Raw genomic sequence first — 18,629 nt, 5'->3', positions numbered from 1 at the left:
AAATCCAACATTCAAAATCTCTCTTCCCTCCGCGACCCCTTGCGACCTTTGCGCCTGCGGTTCAATCTTCACTCTCGACGATGCCGACTGAAGTCGGCGCTCCATCCTGCCTGTCCCCATGCCCAAGTCCGTTTCAACGATTCATGCCGTGGGGTTTTCGCGCTGGAAGCGGCCGCAGGTGCGGGCGTTTTTTCAGGACAACCAGGTGATCTTTGTTGGCAAGCCTTGCCAGCTACCCAAACAGAAATCGATTCGTGTGGTGACTTGGGGCGTGCGGATTCCGAGCGAGCAGTTTCCAGCCGATGCGGAGATTATCCGACTGGAGGATGGATTTCTGAGGTCGGTGGGCTTGGGGGCGGATTTGGTGAGACCGCTGTCGTGGGTGCGCGATGGGCGGGGAATTTATTATGATGCGACGCAGCCGTCGGACCTCGAGCTGGCGCTGGGACATTCGGATTTTCCCGATTCTCTCATCCAGCGGGCGCGAACTTTGCGCGAACAGATCGTCGCGGCCGAACTCACCAAATACAACACGGGTGCGGGGGCATGGCTGCGGCCTGAGGGGGTGCGGCGCGTGATCCTTGTCCCTGGCCAGGTGGAATCGGACGCTTCCATCCAACGGGGGGCGGCGGGCATCAATACCAACTTGGGTCTTCTCAAGGAAGTGCGCGGGAAAAATCCAGATGGCTACATCGTTTATAAGCCCCATCCGGACGTGGTGGCGGGCTTGCGGGCCAGCGGGAGTGGAGAGTCGAACGCACGGGAATGCTGTGACGAGGTGGTCGGCGACGTTGCCATGGGTGCGCTGCTGGCCCAAGTGGATGAGGTCCACACGCTGACGTCCCTGACCGGATTCGAGGCCTTGATGCGGGGCAAGCCGGTGGTGGCGTATGGGATGCCATTTTACGCGGGCTGGGGGCTAACCCAAGACCCCGGCATGAGCGCGGCGGTCGCGGCGCGCAGGGGCCGGTCGCTCACGCTCGATGAACTCGTGGCGGGTGCATTGATTCTCTATCCGACCTATGTGAGCCTGGAAACGGGACGCTTCACCACGCCCGAAGGCGCCCTGCGTGAGTTGCTGGACTGGCGTGACAAGCAGCCTGTGGCTCTGCCCGCGTGGAGGCAGGTTCTGAGGTTTTTTCTCAGACAATTATCTTACTGACCCGGAGTGCGGTTGGTTTCTTTTTCTCAATCCTTCATGTTGAAATTGTTCGATCAACAGACGACGCCGAACCGTCGTGTGCTTTTACTTCAGGGGCCGATCGGCCCGTTTTTTCGGAACCTGGGGGAAGACCTCATTCAGGCGGGGGCCATAGTACATAAGATCAATTTCAATGGCGGCGACTGGCTGTTCTACCCGACCAGAGCCATCCATTACCGTCAATCGCTGGCGGAGTGGCCTGAGTATCTCGAGCAGTTTCTGGCCAAGAACCAGATCGATCTGATCTTGCTCTTTGGCGACTGCCGGCCGGTGCATGTGGCGGCGCGGGCGGTGGCCGCCCAGGCGGGCGTGGAGGTCGGGGTCTTCGAAGAAGGCTACGTGCGTCCGCATTACATCACGCTGGAGCGCTATGGGGTGAACGCGCATTCAAGCCTTCCCCGCGACCCCACTTATTATTTTCAAGCTACCCCAGTCGAGCTACCGCAGGTGACGCCAGTGGGTCGGCCGTTTTTCTACGCGATGGTGTGGGCCATGCTTTATCACGTCGCTGGCACGGTGCTGGCCCCCGTTTTTCCAGACTACGAACATCATCGGGATCTGGGGCTGTCGGACTCGGTCAGCGGGCTGCGGTCATTTTGGAGAAAGTGGCTCTATGCCCTTCTAGAACGCGGGATTCAGGATCGATTGACCAGAGAGTGGGCGCAGCGCTACTTTTTGGTGCCGCTGCAGCTAGGGAACGACGCCCAGATCCACAGTCACTCGAGGTTCAACAACCTCCAGGAATTCATCGAAGAGGTGATGAGATCCTTTGCCAGCCATGCACCGTCCGACACCTTGCTGGTCATCAAGCAGCATCCGCTGGCCAGAGGCGGTGCGCAGCACTCACCGTTGATCGAGGGCTTGGCGCACGAACTCGGGATTTCCGAGCGGGTCCTCTACATTCACGACCAGCATCTCCCCACCCTGCTGGATCATGCGCGGGGCGTGGTCGTGATCAACAGCACGGTCGGCTTGTCGGCGATTCACCAAGGCGTCCCCTTGAAAAACCTAGGTGAAGCGGTCTACGATATGCCGGATCTGACCTATCAAGGCGAGCTGGGGGATTTTTGGCAGCAGCCGAGAAAGCCGTTGGGGAAATTGTACGAATCTTTTTACAACCATGTGGTTCAAACCACGCAGATCAACGGGAATTTCTACCGGAGACTGCCGACTCACCCCTATAAATCCGGAGTTCATTGGAGATGAATCAATTCTTAAAAATAATCGAGCGTTGGGGTGAGCCTGTTTTTGTGGTTCTGGCATTTGCGACGCTGCCTGTCTGGTTTCCGCTCTTGGCGGCCTGGGTGATCATCGATCCTTTTTATCGGGTGAGTGTCTGGAAGAGCCAGAGGCTGGAGGCATCCCTGAAGTCGTCTTCACGTCTTTCACCGAGGACTCCCTGCATCAGGGGCGGGAGTCCCGAAAGCACGCGCGGGCGTCCCGATTTCACGCAAGGGCCCTAAATCACGAGCGGGCGTCCTAATTTGGCGCGTGGGCGTCCGAAATTGGGCACAACCAGCCCTTGTCCGGCGTCGCCCTCGTCGCAACCCGCAGCGACTTTGCAGGCCCGCCGCAACGCACTCGCGCCTCCCTCGCACGAATCAACCTAGTGGCGTGTAAAGTTGAATTTGACGGACGATGCCCCGGGAACGCCAACGTCCCCGTTGGCTGGCGAATGAAGTGTCAACAGGGTGTCGCTTACGGCTTTTTCGTTGGCTTTCTCATTCGCCGTGCCGACGAGGACGTCTGCGCTCCCAGATGAGAGCAACCGCGCACGTTTACAAATTCATCCGCCAAATTCAACTTTACACGACACAGGAAACCGCCAATGACCGGGCATGTAGTCATTCAAGTTTTTTCTTTGAGAAATGTTTTTCCAAATGGAAAATGGCTCGAGTCTTGAGGATTCGGCGCGAAACGGGGATCTTCAAACGTCTCCCCCCGCTCCCCTGGGGGAAGGGAGGGGAGAAGTCCCCTTGGGGATTTAGGGGGAAGCAAGTGGGGTCGAGCTGCCTCAGCTCGGCCGGGTTTGGGGCGGCAGCCCCATCATTCGTGCCAGGCTATCCGGGGTCCGGGCTAGACGCATTTCCCCCGGAAATCCTCCTCTTCGATGGGTGATTTTAATTGTCGTCGCACCGTTCACGGTGGGTTGCAGGCAGTGGGGTCTGGACACTGGGCGGTGATCAGGCTTTGGAGGTGCGTCACACAGGTTTCGACGTTGGATGGCAACGATAACAGAGCCCGCAGATCTTTTCCAAGCATGACGGAGAGTTGCTTCAACTTGATGGTTAGACTCTTGCCTGACTCCAGCGCCCCGGCTGGATTGCCGACGTGACAGCTTTCCATGACCACGGCGCGCAGGCCGAGCGAGAGCAGGCGGCGGTGGATTTCGAAACTGTTGGAGCCAGCTTCCATAAGAAAAAGATCGTCACGCTGTGCTTTTGGCGTCCGACCAGGGCCCCTCGGTTGAGCGCTTACACGCCACTCCGGAGCAAGCTGCGGCATTGACCCCCGCCCGCACCGCCGCCGAACGCCGTGCCAGATCGGATGCTGAGGAAGTCGCCTGAACGACCGCGCACCGGCCACTCCATGCGGACCAACCCCAGAGGATGAATTTGGGACGTTTACGGATTTCCGCCAGCTCTGGCGGTGAATCTTTCGGTTTCGATAGCAGCTGGACAGGCAAGGTGCTTGATCTCGGAGGGGCGGCGTTTGACGGGCTTTCATCGATCATATTCCGCCTGTATGGCTTTAATGCCGAGGGACCGGCAGGAACCGGCGGCTTCAGGGGGGCTCACGTTTGCGGGTGTTGCCACCGCCGTCCCCGAGCCCGCCGCCGTCGTTAGGCGGGTTCGCGTCCGCCAAGAATCCGTTGGCCCTGGCGGATGTAGGCGATGCTCGACCAGATGGTGAAAAAAGCGGCGACCGCGCACGGATAGACCGGCGAAATTTCAGTGACCCGCAGCATCACCCAGCCGATGGCGAACATCTGCGCGACCGTGGTGATCTTACCGGTCCAGTGCGGGACGATTTTCACTTCCCGGTGGTTCACATAGAGAATCTTGATGCCACCGAGGATGATGCAGTCGCGCAGCACGACGATGGCCGCAAACCACAGCGGCAGCCGCCAGCCCGGTGCGCCCCAATCGACAAGCGACAAGGTGATCACCCCGGCGAGAAGCAGCGCCTTGTCGGCGATGGGGTCGATGTAGGCTCCGAATTTCGAGCACTGGTTGAAGCGGCGGGCGACCCAGCCGTCGATCCCGTCCGACGAGGCGGCGAGCACGAAAACCCCGAGCGCCCACCAGCGCAGCGATTCGTCGGGTTGGCCGGATTTCACGCTGTGGCCGTAGTAAAACGCCAGCGCGACATACACCGGGACCAGACAGATCCGGGCGATGGTGATTTTACTGGCGAAGGTCACGAGCAGATAAAATCAGGTTCGCCGCCCCTGCGAAACCTGAAATTTCCCCGCCGTAAAATCTAATACACCGGTGCGCCGGCGCTGTCGTCACCCGGGGTGTCTTGGATTTTGCTCTTCGTCCACTTGTAGCCCTGCACGGTGTCCCGGCCGAGGCCGATGCAGGTGTTGCAGGAATTCAGGGCGAGTGCGACCGCGATCACGATGAATAATTTCATGCCTGTGGCATAACGTCCGATTTGAAGTTCTGAAAGCGCAAAGTAAGGAAATCTTAAGTAACTTGCAGGTGCCGCCGCGCCGGTTCGATGAAAATGCGGATTCCGGGCGAAAAATGCCTTTACAAGGCAGGGCGGGTGGGTAGTTTTCGCCCCCCGGCCGCGCGTGCCACCACTCATTTTTACCTATTTAAAGCCATGAAAGTTCTCTCATCCCTCGCCTCCGCCAAACGCCGTCACGCAGATTGCCAAGTGGTGAAACGCAAAGGAACGGTTTACGTCATCTGCAAATCGAACCCGAAGTTCAAGGCTCGCCAGGGCGCGACCGCCGGCACCCGGCTTTCGAAGAAGGGTCTGTAATCGATCTTTCAATCTCTGTTTTTCGAATCAAGCGGCCTCCGGGCCGCTTTTTTCATGCCTGGGCGGCGATCTTGTCCAGGACCCGCCCGGCCGCGATCAGGCCGAAGCTGGCGATCAGGTGGGACGCCGAGCCGAAACCCGACGTGCAATTGAGCCGCAGCGAGATTTCCTCCGGCTTGTCTTTCGAAACCGTGCCGTCACAACCGGAATACCAAGGCGCCTCGTCGGAATAAACGGCGTCGATGCCGAACAAGATCGGCTCCTGGCCGCGGGTGTTTTTCGGAAATCCGAAGTCGTTCCGCAGGCCGCGCCGGAGCTGGAGCAGCAGGGGATCCATGCCGCTGTAGGCCAGATCGGTCACGCGGATGCGCGTTGGATCGCGCCGCCCGCCCGCGCCGCCGCAGGTGATGGCGTAGATGCCGCGCTGGTGGCACTCGGCGATGAGCAGCGACTTGTGGCGGGCGAAATCGATCGCGTCGATCACCGCGTCGAAGCCGGCGTCGAGGATTTCCGCGGCGGATTTCTCGTTGAAAAACTTCGGCACGATCTGGATGTCGCAGCCGGGGTGGATCGCCAGCGCGCGGTCGGCCATCGCGTCGGTCTTCTGGCGGCCGATCTGTCCGTCCATCGCGTGGAGTTGGCGGTTGACGTTGGTGATGCAAATTTCGTCCAGATCGACGAGTGTCAGGTGGCCGATGCCGGACCGCGCCAGCGATTCTACCGCCCACGAACCGACTCCGCCGACGCCGATCACCGCCACGCGCGACGCGTGGAAACGATTCAGCGCCGCCTGGCCGTAAAGCCGCGCGATGCCGCCGAAGCGGTGGTGGGTGGATTGGGTGTCGGACACGCGGCGGATTTATGAAGCGTGCGGCGGCGAGTCACGATCCGAATTTCACGCGGCGCACTTCCCGCTTGGAATTCCGCGTGTTCCGCTGTTGCTTGGCTGCGGGATGCGCTGCTTTTACTCACAGGAACTCGAACTGGATCTGCCGGCGGAACATCCGTTCCCGATGGAAAAGTTCCGGGTCTCCAAGGACATGCTGCTCGACGGCGGCATCCTCCGGCCGGAGGAAATCATCGAGGTCCGCGCGGCCGACGTCCATCTGCTCCAGCGCGTCCACGAGAAGGACTACATCCGCAGCATCGAGTCCGGCCTGCTCGGGCGGAAGGAACAGCTCCTGCTAGGCCTTCCGCTCACGCCCAAGCTCTATCAACGCAGCGTCACCGAGGTCGAGGCCACCCGCCTCGCCTGCCACGCCGCGCTGGCCGAGGGCGTCGGCGTCTGCCTCGCGGGCGGCACCCACCACGCGTTCCGCGGGCATGGCGAGGGCTATTGTGTTTTCAACGATGTCGCCATCGCCATCCGCGACCTGCAGGACAAGCAGCCGAACATCAAGATCATGGTCGTGGATACCGACGCCCACCAGGGCAACGGCACCGCCGCGCTGCTCGGCGACGACCCGCGCGTGTTCACCTACTCGATCCACGTCGGCCGGAACTATCCGACGAAAAAAGTCACCGGCACGCTCGACATCGAGACGGTGCGCTACGTCGAGGGCGAGATGTATTTGAAGCAGCTCTTCGTCAGCCTCGCCGGCGCGCTTGACGCCTTCGCGCCGGACCTGGTCATCTGGATTTCCGGCGCGGACAACCACCGCAACGACCGCTTCGGGCAAATGCATCTTTCGCTCAAGGACATCCAGCGGCGCGACGAAGTCCTGCTAGGCGCGTTCATCAAGAACCGCATCCCGGTGGCCGTGCTCTACGGCGGCGGCTACAACCGCCAGCCCGAGTTCACCGCGAAACTCCATCGCAACACCATCGCCACCGCCAAGAGGCTGGCCACCGAGTTCCGCGGGATCTGAGGCCGCCCCAAAGTCCACACACCTACGAACTCCCCGCCGATTTCGTCGAAGACCTCCGCGCCGACCGCGATGCCCTCGACGCCTGCAACACCGGCAAACACAGCGACAACCTCGCGGGGGTCGAAAGCACCTCCGCCATCGACACCCTGCTCAGCCAGGCGCAAGCCATCGTCACCCGCCTCGACGCCGCCATCCAAAACAAATACAGCCGCGACCCCGACAAGCTCGCCGCCTGGAAAAGCGCCTCCCGCACCGAGCGCTCCGCAAAGAAAGCCTCAGCCCCCGCCACCCCGCCGCTCGCGGCTTGAATAAGGAGTGGGGACATTCGTGTCCCCACTTCCATTTTCTTCCCCCCCAACCGTATCGCTTACGCCCCTGACCATCATCCGCCGCTCCGCCTCTTCCTCAGCGCCCTCCACAACTCCGCGTTTCGCTTCATCCAAGCCTCAAAATCCCATCGTCCCGGCTCCGCGTCCCTTCGCGACCTTTGCCCTTTGCGGTTCAAATCCTTCCCATTGAACAGGCCGCGACAATGCTTGTTAGCCGGGACTGACGCATGCGGGCACCGACCCCAGCGATGCGAATGCCTTGAGATTTCCGGCTTGGCTCAGCCCACTCGCCGCTATATTTATCCACCATGAAAGCGAAAGTCACCTACTGGCGCGAGTCCGATGGCAAGTATCTCGGCTACCTGAACGATTACCCGGATCACTGGACCCAAGGCGAGGATTTGGACGATCTCAAAATTCACCTCCGCGATCTCTTCGAACTCTTTAGCATCGGAGACATCCCCGGTATCCGGAAAGAGGAGGAGCTCGAAATCGCGTGAAAAGACGGGACCTCATGGCGGAACTGGAAAAAGCTGGCTGCCAGTTGTTGCGGCATGGTTCCTGCCACGACATCTATCACAACCCGGAAACCGGCAGATCCCAGCCAGTCCCCCGCCACCGCGAAATCAACGAAATCCTCGCAAAGAAGATCCTCAAGGATTTGACGAAGCAGCCGGAATGAAACGCTGCGCCCATGGCTATACCCCATCGACATCGTTTCACTTCATGCCATCCTCAAACCCCCATCGTCCCGGCTCCGCGTCCCTTTGCGACCTTCGCGCTTTTGCGGTTCAAATCCTTCCCATTTCGACGTTCGACCTCGAAAGCGTCAGTCCCGACTAACAAGCATCCGGGTCAAACCATCAGGAGGAGCGGGAGGATGCGGAGTTGAGGGCGTGGCTGTCGGGTAAAAGCTGAGATGCTGAAATTGAAGACGCCGCCGTTGGTTTTCCAGCAAAGGTAGCGCGGCCTCGCCGCAGGCCGCATGACAATGGGAGGAGGCGGACGAGGTGCCGTTTTAGAAGTCCTTCGGAATCGGAATCAAGGGGTGGCGTAAAGGAGCGCGATGAGATCGCGCAGTGCCTCCGCGTCATTTGGCGACAGGATGTCGATGCGTTTGACGAAGCGGGTGAGGCTGACGGCCCGGATTTGATCCACCATGACTTCCGCTGCTTTCGAGGCGCAAATGATTTGAATGCGATGCGCCCATTGTGGATGCAGCGCGGTGGTCAGCGGGCAGACCACGGCCATGCCTGTGTGGTGCATAGGGTCGGGGGAGACAACCACACAGGGACGGGTCTTTTGAGTTTCCCTTCCTTCCGTGGGATCGAGGGCAACCAGATGGATCTCGTAGCGCCGGACCAAGTGCGCGGATTTAGAAGTCGGACGTTTCGAGGCCATCGGAGAGTCCGGTTTCCGCCCATTCCCGGGCGTTTTTCAGATCGGATTGGTCCAGAGCCATCGCGGCAAAGGATTCCTCAAGAGTGAGTTTGGAACCATCCGCCGGAGCGATGAGGATGCCGTCCTGAACGGGTTTCATGATAAATCCCCGTTCCAAATGATAGGCACGGATGAGGTGGGCCGGGATGCGGGCACCTTTCGAGTTTCCAATGCGAATCGGTTTCTGGACGTGATTCATGGGGGCACAGTAATTACATGAATCCCAATGGCAAACTCATTTTTCCGCGGAAGAAGGCGCGATCGTGATCGACACCATCGCCACCGCCAAGAGGCTGGCCACCGAGTTCCGCGGGATCTGAGCCGGTGTCACTTGGCCACCGCCGGCGGCGGGAAGGGTTGCTCGGAGATGACCCAGTCCTCGTTCTTGTCGGAAAAAGTTTTCAGCGCCCACTCGCTGGGGAGCAGGGCGACCAACCAGCCGTTGGAATCCCGGGCCAGCGCCGCGCCTAACGAAAGCGCCGGCCGCGCTTCGGGCGCGAGCGGGTCGCCTTCCTTCGGCTTGAGCCAGCGGGCGAGCGACCAGTTGGCCGGCTCGATCCGCGTCTCGGCGGCGTATTCGCCTTCGAGGCGGTATTGGAGGACTTCGAACTGCAGCGGCCCGACCGCGCCGAGCAGCGGGATCTGCGGGCCCTCGGTGTCGATCAGGACGAACTCGCTGGCCACACCTTCCTTGAGGAGCTGTTGGAGGCCGTCGCGGAAGCGCTTGTATTTCGCGGTGCTCTTGTTGTGCAGGAAGGAAAAACATTCCGGCGCGAAACGCGGGATCTCATCGAAGGTCACGCCGGGCTGCGAGGAAAGCGTGTCGCCGATGAGCAGGTCGTAATTCCCCACCAGTCCCACGACATCGCCGGCGAACGCGTCGTCCACCGTTTCGCGCTCGCGGGCGAAGAGGCGCTGCGAGTTGGCGAGGCGGACTTTCTCGCCGGTGCGGCCGTTGATCACGTCCATGTCGCGCTCGAATTTCCCGGACGCGATACGGACGAAGGCGATGCGGTCGCGGTGCTTCGGGTTCATGTTCGCCTGGATCTTGAAGACGAAGGCGGAGAATTCCTCGGACGCCGGGTCGATCATCATCCCGCCGCTCTCGCGCGGGGTCGGCGGTGGCGAGAGTTCGAGGAAACGGTCGAGCAGGAGCTGCACGCCGAAGTTGTTCGCCGCGCTGCCGAAGAAGACGGGCGTGAGTTCGCCGGCGAGGACTTTTGCCAAATCGAACTCTGCGCCCGCGCCTTCGAGCAGTTCCAACTCGTCGCAAACCTGCCGGTAAGTCCCCTCCTCCACCGCGTCCTTCACGCTCTCGTCCTCGATGCCCGTCACCGCCACCGGCGCGCGGTAGGCGCCGTGAACCGTGCGTTGGAAAAGATGCACCTGCTTTTGCTCGCGATCATAAACCCCGCGGAAGCGCGGGCCGTCGCCGAGCGGCCAGTTGACCGGATAAGCGTGGATGCCGAGCACGGATTCCAGCTCGTCGAGCAAGTCCATCGACGGCCGGGCCGGGCGGTCCAGCTTGTTCATGAAGGTGAAAATCGGCACGCCGCGCCGACGACAGACTTCGAAGAGTTTCCGCGTCTGGCTTTCGATCCCCTTGCCGGCGTCCACCACCATCACGGCGGCGTCCACGGCGGTTAGGACGCGGTAGGTGTCCTCCGAGAAATCCTTGTGCCCCGGCGTGTCGAGGATGTTGACGACGCAGTCCTTGTATTCGAACTGCAGGACCGTGGAGCTCACGGAGATCCCGCGCTGTTTCTCCAAGTCCATCCAGTCCGAGGTCGTGGCGCGCTGGTTTTTCCGGGCGGTGACGCTGCCGGCCAGGTTGAGCGCGCCGCCGTAGAGCAGGAATTTCTCCGTCAGAGTGGTTTTTCCGGCGTCCGGATGGGAAATAATCGCGAACGAGCGGCGGCGTGTCACCTCGCGCTGGAGCGCGGGCGAAGGGATGGCATAAGGAGAGACAGACATGAAATCGGGCCGCAGGGACTACGCTCGGAACGCCTGCGGAGCAAGCCCGGACCGTGGTTTCTTTCGGCCGTTTGGAGGAATCCTCTGGAGGGGACGCCGTGGCTGTGCCATATTGAATCCCCGGATTTTTCCCGGGAAATCATTCATGAAAGGCGATGTATGTTCCGATGGCTGCCATGGAAATTCTTCGTGAAACACGCGGCGCGACGCTATGGCGTGCTCGATCCGGCGACCCTGCTTGCGCGGATGCGGCGTTTCGCCCAGCCCTCGGAAGTCGCCGAGCCGCTGGAGCTCCTGCGCGCCGGCATCGTCTTCCACGCCCGCGGTCTGGTGAACGCCAAGGCGATCCAGCACAACCTCGACTGGGTCTGGCCGTATTGGGTGGAGCGCCAGTTCAATCCGGCGGACAAATCGTTCGTCCCGCGGGCGTTTTCCTTCAGCCACATCAATCTCACCCACCGCAACTGGACGGCGGTGGGATTGCCCGGTGTCCCGGTCTATCCGATCGTCGATCCGCGCGGCTTGGTCACACCCTTGCATGACGGCTGGTCGCTGGATTTCTGGATCGTGACCGACTCGCGGCGGCGCTTGTTGCCGAGCAAACTGGATGACGACGCGGTGAAACAGCACTTGGATTTGGAACCCACGCTCACGGTGGCTACCGAGTGCCGGCAAGACGGACTCGAACTGAAACTCGCCACGCGCATGGTCATCGCCGGTCACGGTTCCGTGGAAGCCAGCACGGCGGTTAGGGCCGTTTCCGATGAGGATGGCTGGCTGGTGGTGGCGGTGCGGCCTTACAATCCCGAGGGCATCCAGTTCATCCAGAGCATCGCGATCGACTCGTCGGGCACGGCCTTCCGGGTGAATGACGAGGCGACGGTGAAACTGGGAGAACCGCCCGACTCGCTGCGGATGGCCCACTACGCCGAGGGCGACGTCTATCTGGATCTTCCCGGCAGCGACGGCCAGCGCGAGGTGAAATGCGACGTCGGCATGGCCACCGGCGCGGCGCTTTTCCGCATTCACGCCGACATCCCCCGCGAGCTGGGCGTCTCCGTGACGCTGGAGCGTGACTTCAGGGAGCTGCCGAAACGCGCGGACACCGGGGTTTCCTGGCAGGACGCGCTGGCCGGCACCGCGGAGCTGCGAATCCCCGACGAGCGGATGCAATTCCTCTACGACGCGGCGGTGCGGACGCTGCTGCTGCTCTCCGCCGACGACATGGTGCCCGGGCCTTACACCTACCGCCGGTTCTGGTTCCGCGACGCCTGCCTGATGCTTCATCCGCTGACAGTTATCGGTCAGGCGGACCGCGCCGAGCGGATTCTGGCGGGCTTTCCGGTCCGGCAAACCATGGCCGGCTATTTTCTATCACAAGAAGGCGAGTGGGACTCGAACGGACAAGTGCTGTGGATCGTCGCCCGCCACGCGGAACTGTCGGGCAAGCTCCCGGGAAAGGAAATGGAGTACGCGCTGCGCAAGGGGATGCACTGGCTGGCGAGGAAGCGCGCCACCGCCAGCGGACTGTTGCCCGCCGGATTCAGCGCGGAGCATCTCGGGCCTAACGATTTCTATTACTGGGACGATTTCTGGGCCAGGGCCGGCTTGCAGGCGATCGCGAAACACTGGCGGCACACCGGCGACAGCGCCGCGGCCGCGGAGGCGGAAGCGCTCGCCGGGGAATTCGCCGCCAGCATCGAGTCGAGCATCGCCGCCATCCCCGCGTCCCGCTCGAAGGGCGCCATCCCCGCCGCGCCGGACCGCCGGATGGACGCGGGGGCGATCGGCTCGATGGTCGCGGACTATCCGCTCCAGCTCTATCCGCCGGGCGAGCCGCGGATCGCCAAGACGACGGAGTTTCTAATCGACCGCTGCTTCCACGAAGGCGGGTTTTTCCAGGAAATGATCCACTCCGGAGTCAACGCCTACCTGACGCTCGACCTCGCCCAGACGCTGCTGCGCGCGGGCGACCCGCGCGCAGCAGCGCTCATCCGCCGCGTGGCGGAACTTGCGTCGCCCACCGGCCAATGGCCCGAAGCGATCCACCCGCAGACGCTCGGCGGCTGCATGGGCGACGGCCAGCACGGCTGGGCCGCCGGCGAGTGGATCATGATGATACGCAACTGCTTCGTGAGGGAAGAGGAGGATTTGCTGGTGATCGGCTCGGGCATCCTGCCGGAATGGCTGGATGGCGGGGAAATCCGCTTCGGTCCCACGCTCACGGCGTGGGGCGCGGTGAGCGTCCGGCTCGCCGACTCGCGACTGAATTTAGACGCGCGGTGGAGAGGTGCCGCCCCGCGCGTGAGGATCTCGGTGCCGGGATTCGCGCCGGTGGAGGCCGGTCCATCAGACACTCAATTCCAACTCCAAAAATCATGAAAATCGCCATGTTTACCAATACCTATCTCCCTCACGTCGGCGGCGTGGCGAGGTCGGTGAAAACCCTCGAAGACGCCTGCCGCGAGCACGGCCACGAGGTCCGCGTGATCGCGCCCGATTTCGACGGGCAGGAAGAATCCCCGAATGTCCTGCGGGTCCCCGCGATCCAGCATTTCAACGGCAGCGACTTCTCGGTGCAGCTCCCGGTGCCCAACGTGATCCGCGACTACATCCAGGATTTCAGGCCGGACCTGATTCACAGCCATCACCCATTCCTGCTAGGCGACGCCGCCCTCCGCGAGGCGCGGAAAATGCAGGTGCCCATCGTCTTCACCCACCACACGCTCTACGAGCGCTACACCCACTACGTCCCGCTCGACTCGCCCGCGCTGCGGCGAGTGGTCATCCGGCTCGCCACGGAATACTGCAACCTCTGCGACGAGGTCATCGCCCCCAGCGGCAGCATCGCCCGGCTGCTCCGCGAGCGCGGCGTGACCACTCCCATCCAGGCCTTCCCCACCGGCATCGATCTGGAATTCTTCGCCTCGGGAAACGGTGAACGCTGCCGGAAATCCCTCAGCATCCCGCAGGACGCCAAGGTCATCGGCCACGTCGGACGGCTCGCGAAGGAAAAGAACATCATCTTCCTGACCGAGGCGGTCGCCAATTGCCTCGAAGCCGATCCATCGACCGTTTTCCTCGTCGTGGGTGACGGCGAGGCCCGCGAGGAAATGCTCTCCATCCTCCGCAAGGGCGCGGGCAAGCGGCGCGTCCACGCCGTCGGCACCTTGATGGGCGACGACCTCGCGGACGCCTACGCCGCCATGGACTGCTTCGTCTTCGCCTCCCAGACCGAGACGCAGGGCTTGGTGCTGGCGGAAGCGATGGCGGCGGGCAAACCCGTGGTCGCCATCGACGGACCCGGCGTGCGGGAAATCGTCAACGACGGCGAGAACGGGCTGCTGCTGGCTGGAGACGCGTCCAGCGACGATCTTTCAGCCTCGCTGCGTTGCATCCTGAACAACGCGGAACTGCTCCAGTTCTGCTCGGAAAACGCCCGCCACACCGCGCTGCATTACGGCGAGGAGCGCTGCGTGCTGCGCGTCCTTCATTGCTACAAGCAGCTCGTCGCCGAGCACCGGAATCCCGCCAACGTGGACTTCACCACGTGGGACCGGCTCCTCGCCACCATCGGCGTCGAGTGGGATTTGTTTCTCGAAAAGATGTCAGCGGCGAGCGCCGCGGTGATGAAAACCCCAGCCACCGAAGCACACATTGATTAGCAGCATCGTCATCCGCTGGAGATGGTTGCGGCGGAAATTGAGCCGCACGCATTGGGCGGCGCGTTTGCTCGGCATCCAGGCTCCCAAGGGCGAGACCGACGAGCCGGGACTCGTCATGATCCAGATCGACGGGCTGTCGCGCAGCGAGTTCGAGCGCGCGCTGGGGAACGGGCGGCTGCCGTTTCTCGCCCGGCTGATCCGGCGCGGGCACTTCACGTTAGAGAGCTTCTACTCCGGCCTGCCGTCCACCACTCCGGCCGTGCAGGGCGAGATTTTCTTCGGCATCCGCACCGCGGTGCCCAGCTTCGAGTTCATGCGCCGCAAGACGGGCAAGGTCTTCCGCATGTATGAATCCACCGCCGCGGCGGAGATCCAGGAGGAACTGGCGAAGCGCTGCCCCGACCCGCTCTTGCAGCGCGGGCGCGCCTATCTGGATATCTATCGGGGCGGCGCCGATTTCTCGCACTACTGCTCCCAGGACACCGCGATGCCGGAGGTCTTGAGACAGTTGAACCCGGTCAAATGGCTGATCCTCTCCACCCTTTACGCGCCCAAAATCCTGCGGATGATCGCGCTGGTTTTGCTGGAGTTGGGCTTGGCCGTCGTCGATGCGTTCCGGGGCGTGTGCCAGCGCCATGCGATTTTCAATGAGGTCGGCTTCGTTCCGGCGCGGGTGTTTTTCAGCATCCTGCTGCGGGAACTCATCCGCTTCCGGGTGATGCTCGACATTGAAAACGGCGTGCAGGTCATCCACGCGAATTTCGTCGGCTATGACGAGCAGGCGCACCGCCGCGGACCGGACTCCGCCTTCGCGCATTGGACGCTCAAGGGCATCGACAGCGCCATCCGCGACATCTGCCGCGTGGCCGGGCAATCCACCTACCGCGACTACGAGTGGATCGTTTATTCCGACCACGGCCAGGAGCGGACCGTTCCCTACGCCACCCGCCACGGCCGCGGCATCGACGAAGCGGTGCGCGAGGTTTTCTCTCGCGGCTCTCTGGCAGGCCGGGAAATCTGGATGAGCCGGCTGCCCGAAGTCATCGGCAACACCCGCGACCGCTGGCGGCGCTTCCTCGGCCTCAAGCCCGCCAGCCACGAGGAAGCCGCCGCTCCCGATCCGGCGACGCAGATCGTCATCAGCGCCATGGGGCCGGTGGGGCATCTCTATCTGCCGGGAAATCCCCCGCCGGCGGAAATGGAATCCTACGCGCACGAGCTCGTGAAAACCGCCGGAATTCCGCTGGTCCTGCTGCCCGGGCCTCACGGCGTCCGCGCCTTCAACCGCGGCGGCGCGTGGAAACTGCCAGAAGACCGCGCCGAGATCCTCGGGCCCGCGCATCCCTATCTGGATGAGGCGGCGGCGGACCTGGTCGCGCTTTGCCAGCATCCCGACGCCGGGGATTTCGTGATCAGCGGCTGGGACTATCAGGAAACCCCGCTGAGTTTCCCCATGGAAAACGGCGCCCACGCCGGGCCGGGAGCGGAGGAGACGCGCGGCTTCCTGCTGGTGCCGGACCGCATCCAGCGCTGGCACGTCGCCCATCTCGCCAACACCCGCAACCGCGTGCGCGGCGAGGATCTCCGTAAAATCGCCATGCACTTCCTCGGCCGCGACGGCGCGCGCGAGGAGCGAGTGGCCCACCACCGCGCCCGCGACCAGGACCTGACGATCCGGGTGATGACCTACAACATCCACAGCTGCCGCGGCCTCGACGGCAAGGTCCGCCCCGAGCGCGTCGCGCGGGTCATCAATCACTTCGACCCGGACGTCGTCGCCGTCCAGGAAGTGGACTCCCACCGCTTCCGCAGCGGCGGGCATGATCAATCGCAGCTCATCGCCGACCACCTGCGGATGAGCCACGTCTTCCACGCGATGTTCGAGGAGGAAAGGGAACGCTACGGCATCGCGATCTTCTCGAAGTTTCCCTTCACCATCGTGAAGGCCGCCCACCTGACCGGAGCCGTGCGGCGGATTTTCCGCGAGGCGCGCGGCGCGATCTGGGTGCAGCTCGAGTTCGACGGGCGGCGGCCCTTCCACTTCATCAACACCCACTTCGGCCTCGGCGGTGAGGAAAAACGCCGGCAGGCCGAGCAACTGCTAGGCAGGGACTGGCTGGGAGACATTCCGGAAGGCGAGCCCGTGATCCTCTGCGGCGATTTCAACTCCGGCCCGCGCTCCACCGTCTTCCGGCGCTTGCAGCAGCGCTTCCGCGACGTCCAGCTAACCGCCAGCAACCACAAGCCGCGCTCCACCTTCACCTCGATGAAGCCGTTCATGAGGATCGATCACATCTTCGTGAGCTCCCATTTCACAGTCGAGCGCGTGGAGCTGCCCGACACGCCGACGGCCGTGATGGCCTCGGACCACCTGCCGCTCTGCGCCGAACTCACCCTGCCCGCCCGCCATGAACCTTCTTGAAATGCCGCGGCGGCATCCGTGGAAGTTCGGGACCGCGCTGATCTTGTTAGCAGCGGCAACGTGGTTTCTCCAGGCCCACCGCGGCGAGCTGTCGCGCGAGTCCGTCATGGCGCACGGCCTGGCGCTTCCCGCCGGCGGATTCATCGCGGCCTTCCTCATCCTGCCGCTGATCGGGTTTCCCGTCGGGGTTCTCCTGGTGCTGGTGGGCGTCCGGTTCGGTTTCGCCGGGGGCATGGCGGTGGCGGCCGGCGGCGTGCTGTTCCACAACATCGCGGCCTATCGGATTTCCCACGGCTGGCTCCGCGAGCGGGTTAAAGCTCGTTTCGAGCGCGCGGGGTATGCGATTCCGGACATCAAGGCGCAACACCGGTTGTGGTTGACGCTTCTCTTCACCGCCGTCCGCGGGCCACCCTATGTTTCGAAACTCTATCTTCTGGCGCTCACTGACATTCCCGCCCGGATTTATTTCGGGGTGGGTGCCGCGATCCACATTCTCTTTTGCCTGATTCCGGTCGGCGCGGGCAGTGCCGTGATGAGCTTCGATCCCGCGTGGATTTATCTCTTCTTCGGGATGTTCACCCTGCTGCTGCTCGCCGGTTACCTCCTCCGCAAGCGCTTCGGCAAGAGTCCCGGCCCGCCCGGTCTTCCCTGAGTTTAGAAACTGCCGATCCTTTCAGAAAGTCGACTTTTCAAATCCGCAGTGTAGGTTTCCGCCATGACCACCCAGTTTCTCACCGACGACCGCGGCCAGAAGGTCGCCGTTGTCATTCCCATCGCCGAGTATGAGGCGCTGATGGAGGACGTCGCCGATCTTGCTTCCGTCGCCGAAAGGCGGGACGAGGACCGGATTTCACTGGCGGATCTCAAGAAGCAATTCACCGACGATGGCCTCATATCAGGTTGAGTTTGCGAAGTCGGCCGCGAAGGATCTGCGAAGCTTCGACCGTAAGCGTCCCAAAATCCACCCCCTACCAATCTACCGCTAACCGTGCATCCTCCCGCACGACGCCACCCCGGAGCAAGTCACGGCATTGACCCCCGCCCGCATCGCCGCCGAACGCCGCGCCAGATCGGATGCAGAGGAAGTCGCCTGAACGACCGCGCCCTCCCCCGTGCGGGACCACCCCCAAAGGATGAATTTGGGACGTTTACTTTGGGACGCTTACGCTTACGCCCCACCCGCCTGCCGCGAATTGATCCGGCGCGGCCGCAGCCTGCCCATCGCCGAAGAACTCCACCGCTTCGTCCTCGAGCATTATAAAACCCAGCGCCCTGCCAGCAACGTCGGGCAAGCGCGACGCCATTTGGGAGCGCTACGACGAAAACGGCAGTCCTATTAATCCACTCGCTCACGGCTGGCATCCTTTGCCAATAAAGTAGCTAAAGTAATGCTGGATCGAGCCAGCTCTGTGGAAATCCATGCGCGGTCATTCACAGTTACACCGCATCCTTTCGCAAATTGCAGTGTCCGTCTACTAACTCGGCGTGCGTTAGTGTGCAGGCAACGTTGGCTAAATGAAACACCAAGAGCGTTTTCGTGGAACGACACTAGCTTTGTATCTCGATGACGACCATCTCATACCATTTAGCTTATTAAAATAGGCATGTGGTTTTCTTCGAACCGTTTAGTTCGGAGCGCAGGTAGCTGTTCAAAAACAAAGACAGGACTCGGCTGGTAGCCCCATTCGAAGCGGCGCTCCACCGGCGTGACCACCCTCACTCCCTTCAACGACC

The 18,629-nt window shown here is 62.3% G+C and carries 19 protein-coding genes; 12 read left to right on the top strand and 7 right to left on the bottom strand.

Annotation, left to right across the window (positions count from 1 at the left end):
* Nucleotides 1–118 precede the first annotated feature (118 nt).
* Together AC4DF4_RS06185 and AC4DF4_RS06180 are read left to right on the top strand one after the other, a co-directional pair.
* Nucleotides 119–1,162, top strand: coding sequence for a capsular polysaccharide export protein, LipB/KpsS family (locus tag AC4DF4_RS06185; RefSeq protein WP_490047238.1), 1,044 nt, complete (start codon nucleotides 119–121; stop codon nucleotides 1,160–1,162).
* A gap of 36 nt (nucleotides 1,163–1,198) precedes the next feature.
* The gene (locus AC4DF4_RS06180) at nucleotides 1,199–2,407 is read left to right on the top strand and encodes a capsule polysaccharide biogenesis protein (protein WP_490047237.1); all 1,209 of its coding nucleotides are present in this window, start codon (nucleotides 1,199–1,201) and stop codon (nucleotides 2,405–2,407) included.
* Nucleotides 2,408–3,340: 933 nt separating this feature from the next.
* On the opposite strand, the gene AC4DF4_RS06175 is transcribed toward AC4DF4_RS06180, so the two are convergent.
* From AC4DF4_RS06175 to AC4DF4_RS06165, 3 genes are all read right to left on the bottom strand, one after another.
* Nucleotides 3,341–3,616, bottom strand: a complete 276-nt coding sequence (locus AC4DF4_RS06175; protein ID WP_490047236.1) for a hypothetical protein — start codon at nucleotides 3,614–3,616, stop codon at nucleotides 3,341–3,343.
* A 427-nt stretch (nucleotides 3,617–4,043) separates the two neighbouring features.
* Nucleotides 4,044–4,625 (bottom strand): CDP-diacylglycerol--glycerol-3-phosphate 3-phosphatidyltransferase, encoded by a 582-nt coding sequence (gene pgsA / locus AC4DF4_RS06170; RefSeq protein WP_490047235.1) that lies wholly within the window; start codon nucleotides 4,623–4,625, stop codon nucleotides 4,044–4,046.
* A gap of 59 nt (nucleotides 4,626–4,684) precedes the next feature.
* Complete coding sequence (locus AC4DF4_RS06165; RefSeq protein WP_490047234.1) at nucleotides 4,685–4,840, bottom strand: hypothetical protein; 156 nt, start codon at nucleotides 4,838–4,840, stop codon at nucleotides 4,685–4,687.
* 195 nt (nucleotides 4,841–5,035) lie between these two features.
* Between AC4DF4_RS06165 and ykgO the strand changes: the two genes are divergently transcribed.
* Nucleotides 5,036–5,197: a type B 50S ribosomal protein L36 gene (ykgO, locus tag AC4DF4_RS06160; protein ID WP_348215019.1), complete on the top strand. Its 162-nt coding sequence runs from the start codon at nucleotides 5,036–5,038 to the stop codon at nucleotides 5,195–5,197.
* Nucleotides 5,198–5,249: 52 nt separating this feature from the next.
* On the opposite strand, the gene AC4DF4_RS06155 is transcribed toward ykgO, so the two are convergent.
* Nucleotides 5,250–6,047, bottom strand: a complete 798-nt coding sequence (locus tag AC4DF4_RS06155; protein ID WP_490047233.1) for a tRNA threonylcarbamoyladenosine dehydratase — start codon at nucleotides 6,045–6,047, stop codon at nucleotides 5,250–5,252.
* Between the two features lie 103 nt (nucleotides 6,048–6,150).
* On the opposite strand from AC4DF4_RS06155, the gene AC4DF4_RS06150 reads away from it, so the two are divergent.
* From AC4DF4_RS06150 to AC4DF4_RS06140, 3 genes are all read left to right on the top strand, one after another.
* On the top strand, nucleotides 6,151–7,065 hold the full coding sequence (locus AC4DF4_RS06150; RefSeq protein ID WP_490047232.1) for a histone deacetylase family protein: 915 nt from the start codon (nucleotides 6,151–6,153) through the stop codon (nucleotides 7,063–7,065).
* A 637-nt stretch (nucleotides 7,066–7,702) separates the two neighbouring features.
* A complete protein-coding gene (locus tag AC4DF4_RS06145; protein ID WP_490047231.1) occupies nucleotides 7,703–7,894 on the top strand; it encodes a type II toxin-antitoxin system HicB family antitoxin in 192 nt (63 codons plus the stop codon).
* Nucleotides 7,891–8,076 (top strand): type II toxin-antitoxin system HicA family toxin, encoded by a 186-nt coding sequence (locus tag AC4DF4_RS06140; RefSeq protein WP_490047230.1) that lies wholly within the window; start codon nucleotides 7,891–7,893, stop codon nucleotides 8,074–8,076. The genes AC4DF4_RS06145 and AC4DF4_RS06140 overlap by 4 nt, the downstream gene beginning before the upstream one ends.
* Before the next feature lie 359 nt (nucleotides 8,077–8,435).
* On the opposite strand, the gene AC4DF4_RS06135 is transcribed toward AC4DF4_RS06140, so the two are convergent.
* From AC4DF4_RS06135 to AC4DF4_RS06125, 3 genes are all read right to left on the bottom strand, one after another.
* The gene (locus tag AC4DF4_RS06135) at nucleotides 8,436–8,795 is read right to left on the bottom strand and encodes a type II toxin-antitoxin system PemK/MazF family toxin (RefSeq protein WP_490047229.1); all 360 of its coding nucleotides are present in this window, start codon (nucleotides 8,793–8,795) and stop codon (nucleotides 8,436–8,438) included.
* A complete protein-coding gene (locus AC4DF4_RS06130; RefSeq protein WP_490047228.1) occupies nucleotides 8,770–9,033 on the bottom strand; it encodes an AbrB/MazE/SpoVT family DNA-binding domain-containing protein in 264 nt (87 codons plus the stop codon). Before AC4DF4_RS06130 ends, AC4DF4_RS06135 begins: the two co-directional genes overlap by 26 nt.
* A gap of 128 nt (nucleotides 9,034–9,161) precedes the next feature.
* The gene (locus tag AC4DF4_RS06125) at nucleotides 9,162–10,808 is read right to left on the bottom strand and encodes a peptide chain release factor 3 (protein ID WP_490047227.1); all 1,647 of its coding nucleotides are present in this window, start codon (nucleotides 10,806–10,808) and stop codon (nucleotides 9,162–9,164) included.
* Between the two features lie 159 nt (nucleotides 10,809–10,967).
* Between AC4DF4_RS06125 and AC4DF4_RS06120 the strand changes: the two genes are divergently transcribed.
* The 6 genes from AC4DF4_RS06120 (at nucleotide 10,968) to AC4DF4_RS06095 (ending at nucleotide 18,235) form a co-directional block, all read left to right on the top strand.
* Complete coding sequence (locus tag AC4DF4_RS06120; protein ID WP_490047226.1) at nucleotides 10,968–13,190, top strand: hypothetical protein; 2,223 nt, start codon at nucleotides 10,968–10,970, stop codon at nucleotides 13,188–13,190.
* A complete protein-coding gene (locus tag AC4DF4_RS06115) occupies nucleotides 13,187–14,473 on the top strand; it encodes a glycosyltransferase (protein ID WP_490047225.1) in 1,287 nt (428 codons plus the stop codon). The genes AC4DF4_RS06120 and AC4DF4_RS06115 overlap by 4 nt, the downstream gene beginning before the upstream one ends.
* A 37-nt stretch (nucleotides 14,474–14,510) precedes the next feature.
* Nucleotides 14,511–16,895: an endonuclease/exonuclease/phosphatase family protein gene (locus AC4DF4_RS06110; RefSeq protein WP_490047224.1), complete on the top strand. Its 2,385-nt coding sequence runs from the start codon at nucleotides 14,511–14,513 to the stop codon at nucleotides 16,893–16,895.
* The gene (locus tag AC4DF4_RS06105) at nucleotides 16,882–17,547 is read left to right on the top strand and encodes a hypothetical protein (protein WP_490047223.1); all 666 of its coding nucleotides are present in this window, start codon (nucleotides 16,882–16,884) and stop codon (nucleotides 17,545–17,547) included. The genes AC4DF4_RS06110 and AC4DF4_RS06105 overlap by 14 nt, the downstream gene beginning before the upstream one ends.
* 63 nt (nucleotides 17,548–17,610) lie before the next feature.
* Nucleotides 17,611–17,799, top strand: a complete 189-nt coding sequence (locus AC4DF4_RS06100; protein WP_490047222.1) for a hypothetical protein — start codon at nucleotides 17,611–17,613, stop codon at nucleotides 17,797–17,799.
* 229 nt (nucleotides 17,800–18,028) lie between these two features.
* The gene (locus AC4DF4_RS06095) at nucleotides 18,029–18,235 is read left to right on the top strand and encodes a hypothetical protein (protein WP_490047221.1); all 207 of its coding nucleotides are present in this window, start codon (nucleotides 18,029–18,031) and stop codon (nucleotides 18,233–18,235) included.
* Nucleotides 18,236–18,629: the final 394 nt, after the last annotated feature.

Source organism: Luteolibacter sp. (assembly GCF_058122085.1).
Note: the sequence above shows the minus strand (reverse complement) of the source record. Positions and strands in the feature narration are given on the sequence as shown.

Coding starts and splice junctions, on each gene's coding strand:
- AC4DF4_RS06135 (WP_490047229.1), bottom strand. CDS start 8,795: ATGGCCTCGAAACGTCCGACTTCTAAATCCGCGCACTTGGTCCGGCGC.
- AC4DF4_RS06120 (WP_490047226.1), top strand. CDS start 10,968: ATGTTCCGATGGCTGCCATGGAAATTCTTCGTGAAACACGCGGCGCGA.
- AC4DF4_RS06150 (WP_490047232.1), top strand. CDS start 6,151: ATGCGCTGCTTTTACTCACAGGAACTCGAACTGGATCTGCCGGCGGAA.
- ykgO (WP_348215019.1), top strand. CDS start 5,036: ATGAAAGTTCTCTCATCCCTCGCCTCCGCCAAACGCCGTCACGCAGAT.
- AC4DF4_RS06100 (WP_490047222.1), top strand. CDS start 17,611: ATGACCACCCAGTTTCTCACCGACGACCGCGGCCAGAAGGTCGCCGTT.
- AC4DF4_RS06130 (WP_490047228.1), bottom strand. CDS start 9,033: ATGAATCACGTCCAGAAACCGATTCGCATTGGAAACTCGAAAGGTGCC.
- AC4DF4_RS06185 (WP_490047238.1), top strand. CDS start 119: ATGCCCAAGTCCGTTTCAACGATTCATGCCGTGGGGTTTTCGCGCTGG.
- AC4DF4_RS06105 (WP_490047223.1), top strand. CDS start 16,882: ATGAACCTTCTTGAAATGCCGCGGCGGCATCCGTGGAAGTTCGGGACC.
- AC4DF4_RS06165 (WP_490047234.1), bottom strand. CDS start 4,840: ATGAAATTATTCATCGTGATCGCGGTCGCACTCGCCCTGAATTCCTGC.
- AC4DF4_RS06145 (WP_490047231.1), top strand. CDS start 7,703: ATGAAAGCGAAAGTCACCTACTGGCGCGAGTCCGATGGCAAGTATCTC.
- AC4DF4_RS06095 (WP_490047221.1), top strand. CDS start 18,029: ATGAATTTGGGACGTTTACTTTGGGACGCTTACGCTTACGCCCCACCC.
- AC4DF4_RS06180 (WP_490047237.1), top strand. CDS start 1,199: ATGTTGAAATTGTTCGATCAACAGACGACGCCGAACCGTCGTGTGCTT.
- AC4DF4_RS06175 (WP_490047236.1), bottom strand. CDS start 3,616: ATGGAAGCTGGCTCCAACAGTTTCGAAATCCACCGCCGCCTGCTCTCG.
- AC4DF4_RS06115 (WP_490047225.1), top strand. CDS start 13,187: ATGAAAATCGCCATGTTTACCAATACCTATCTCCCTCACGTCGGCGGC.
- AC4DF4_RS06125 (WP_490047227.1), bottom strand. CDS start 10,808: ATGTCTGTCTCTCCTTATGCCATCCCTTCGCCCGCGCTCCAGCGCGAG.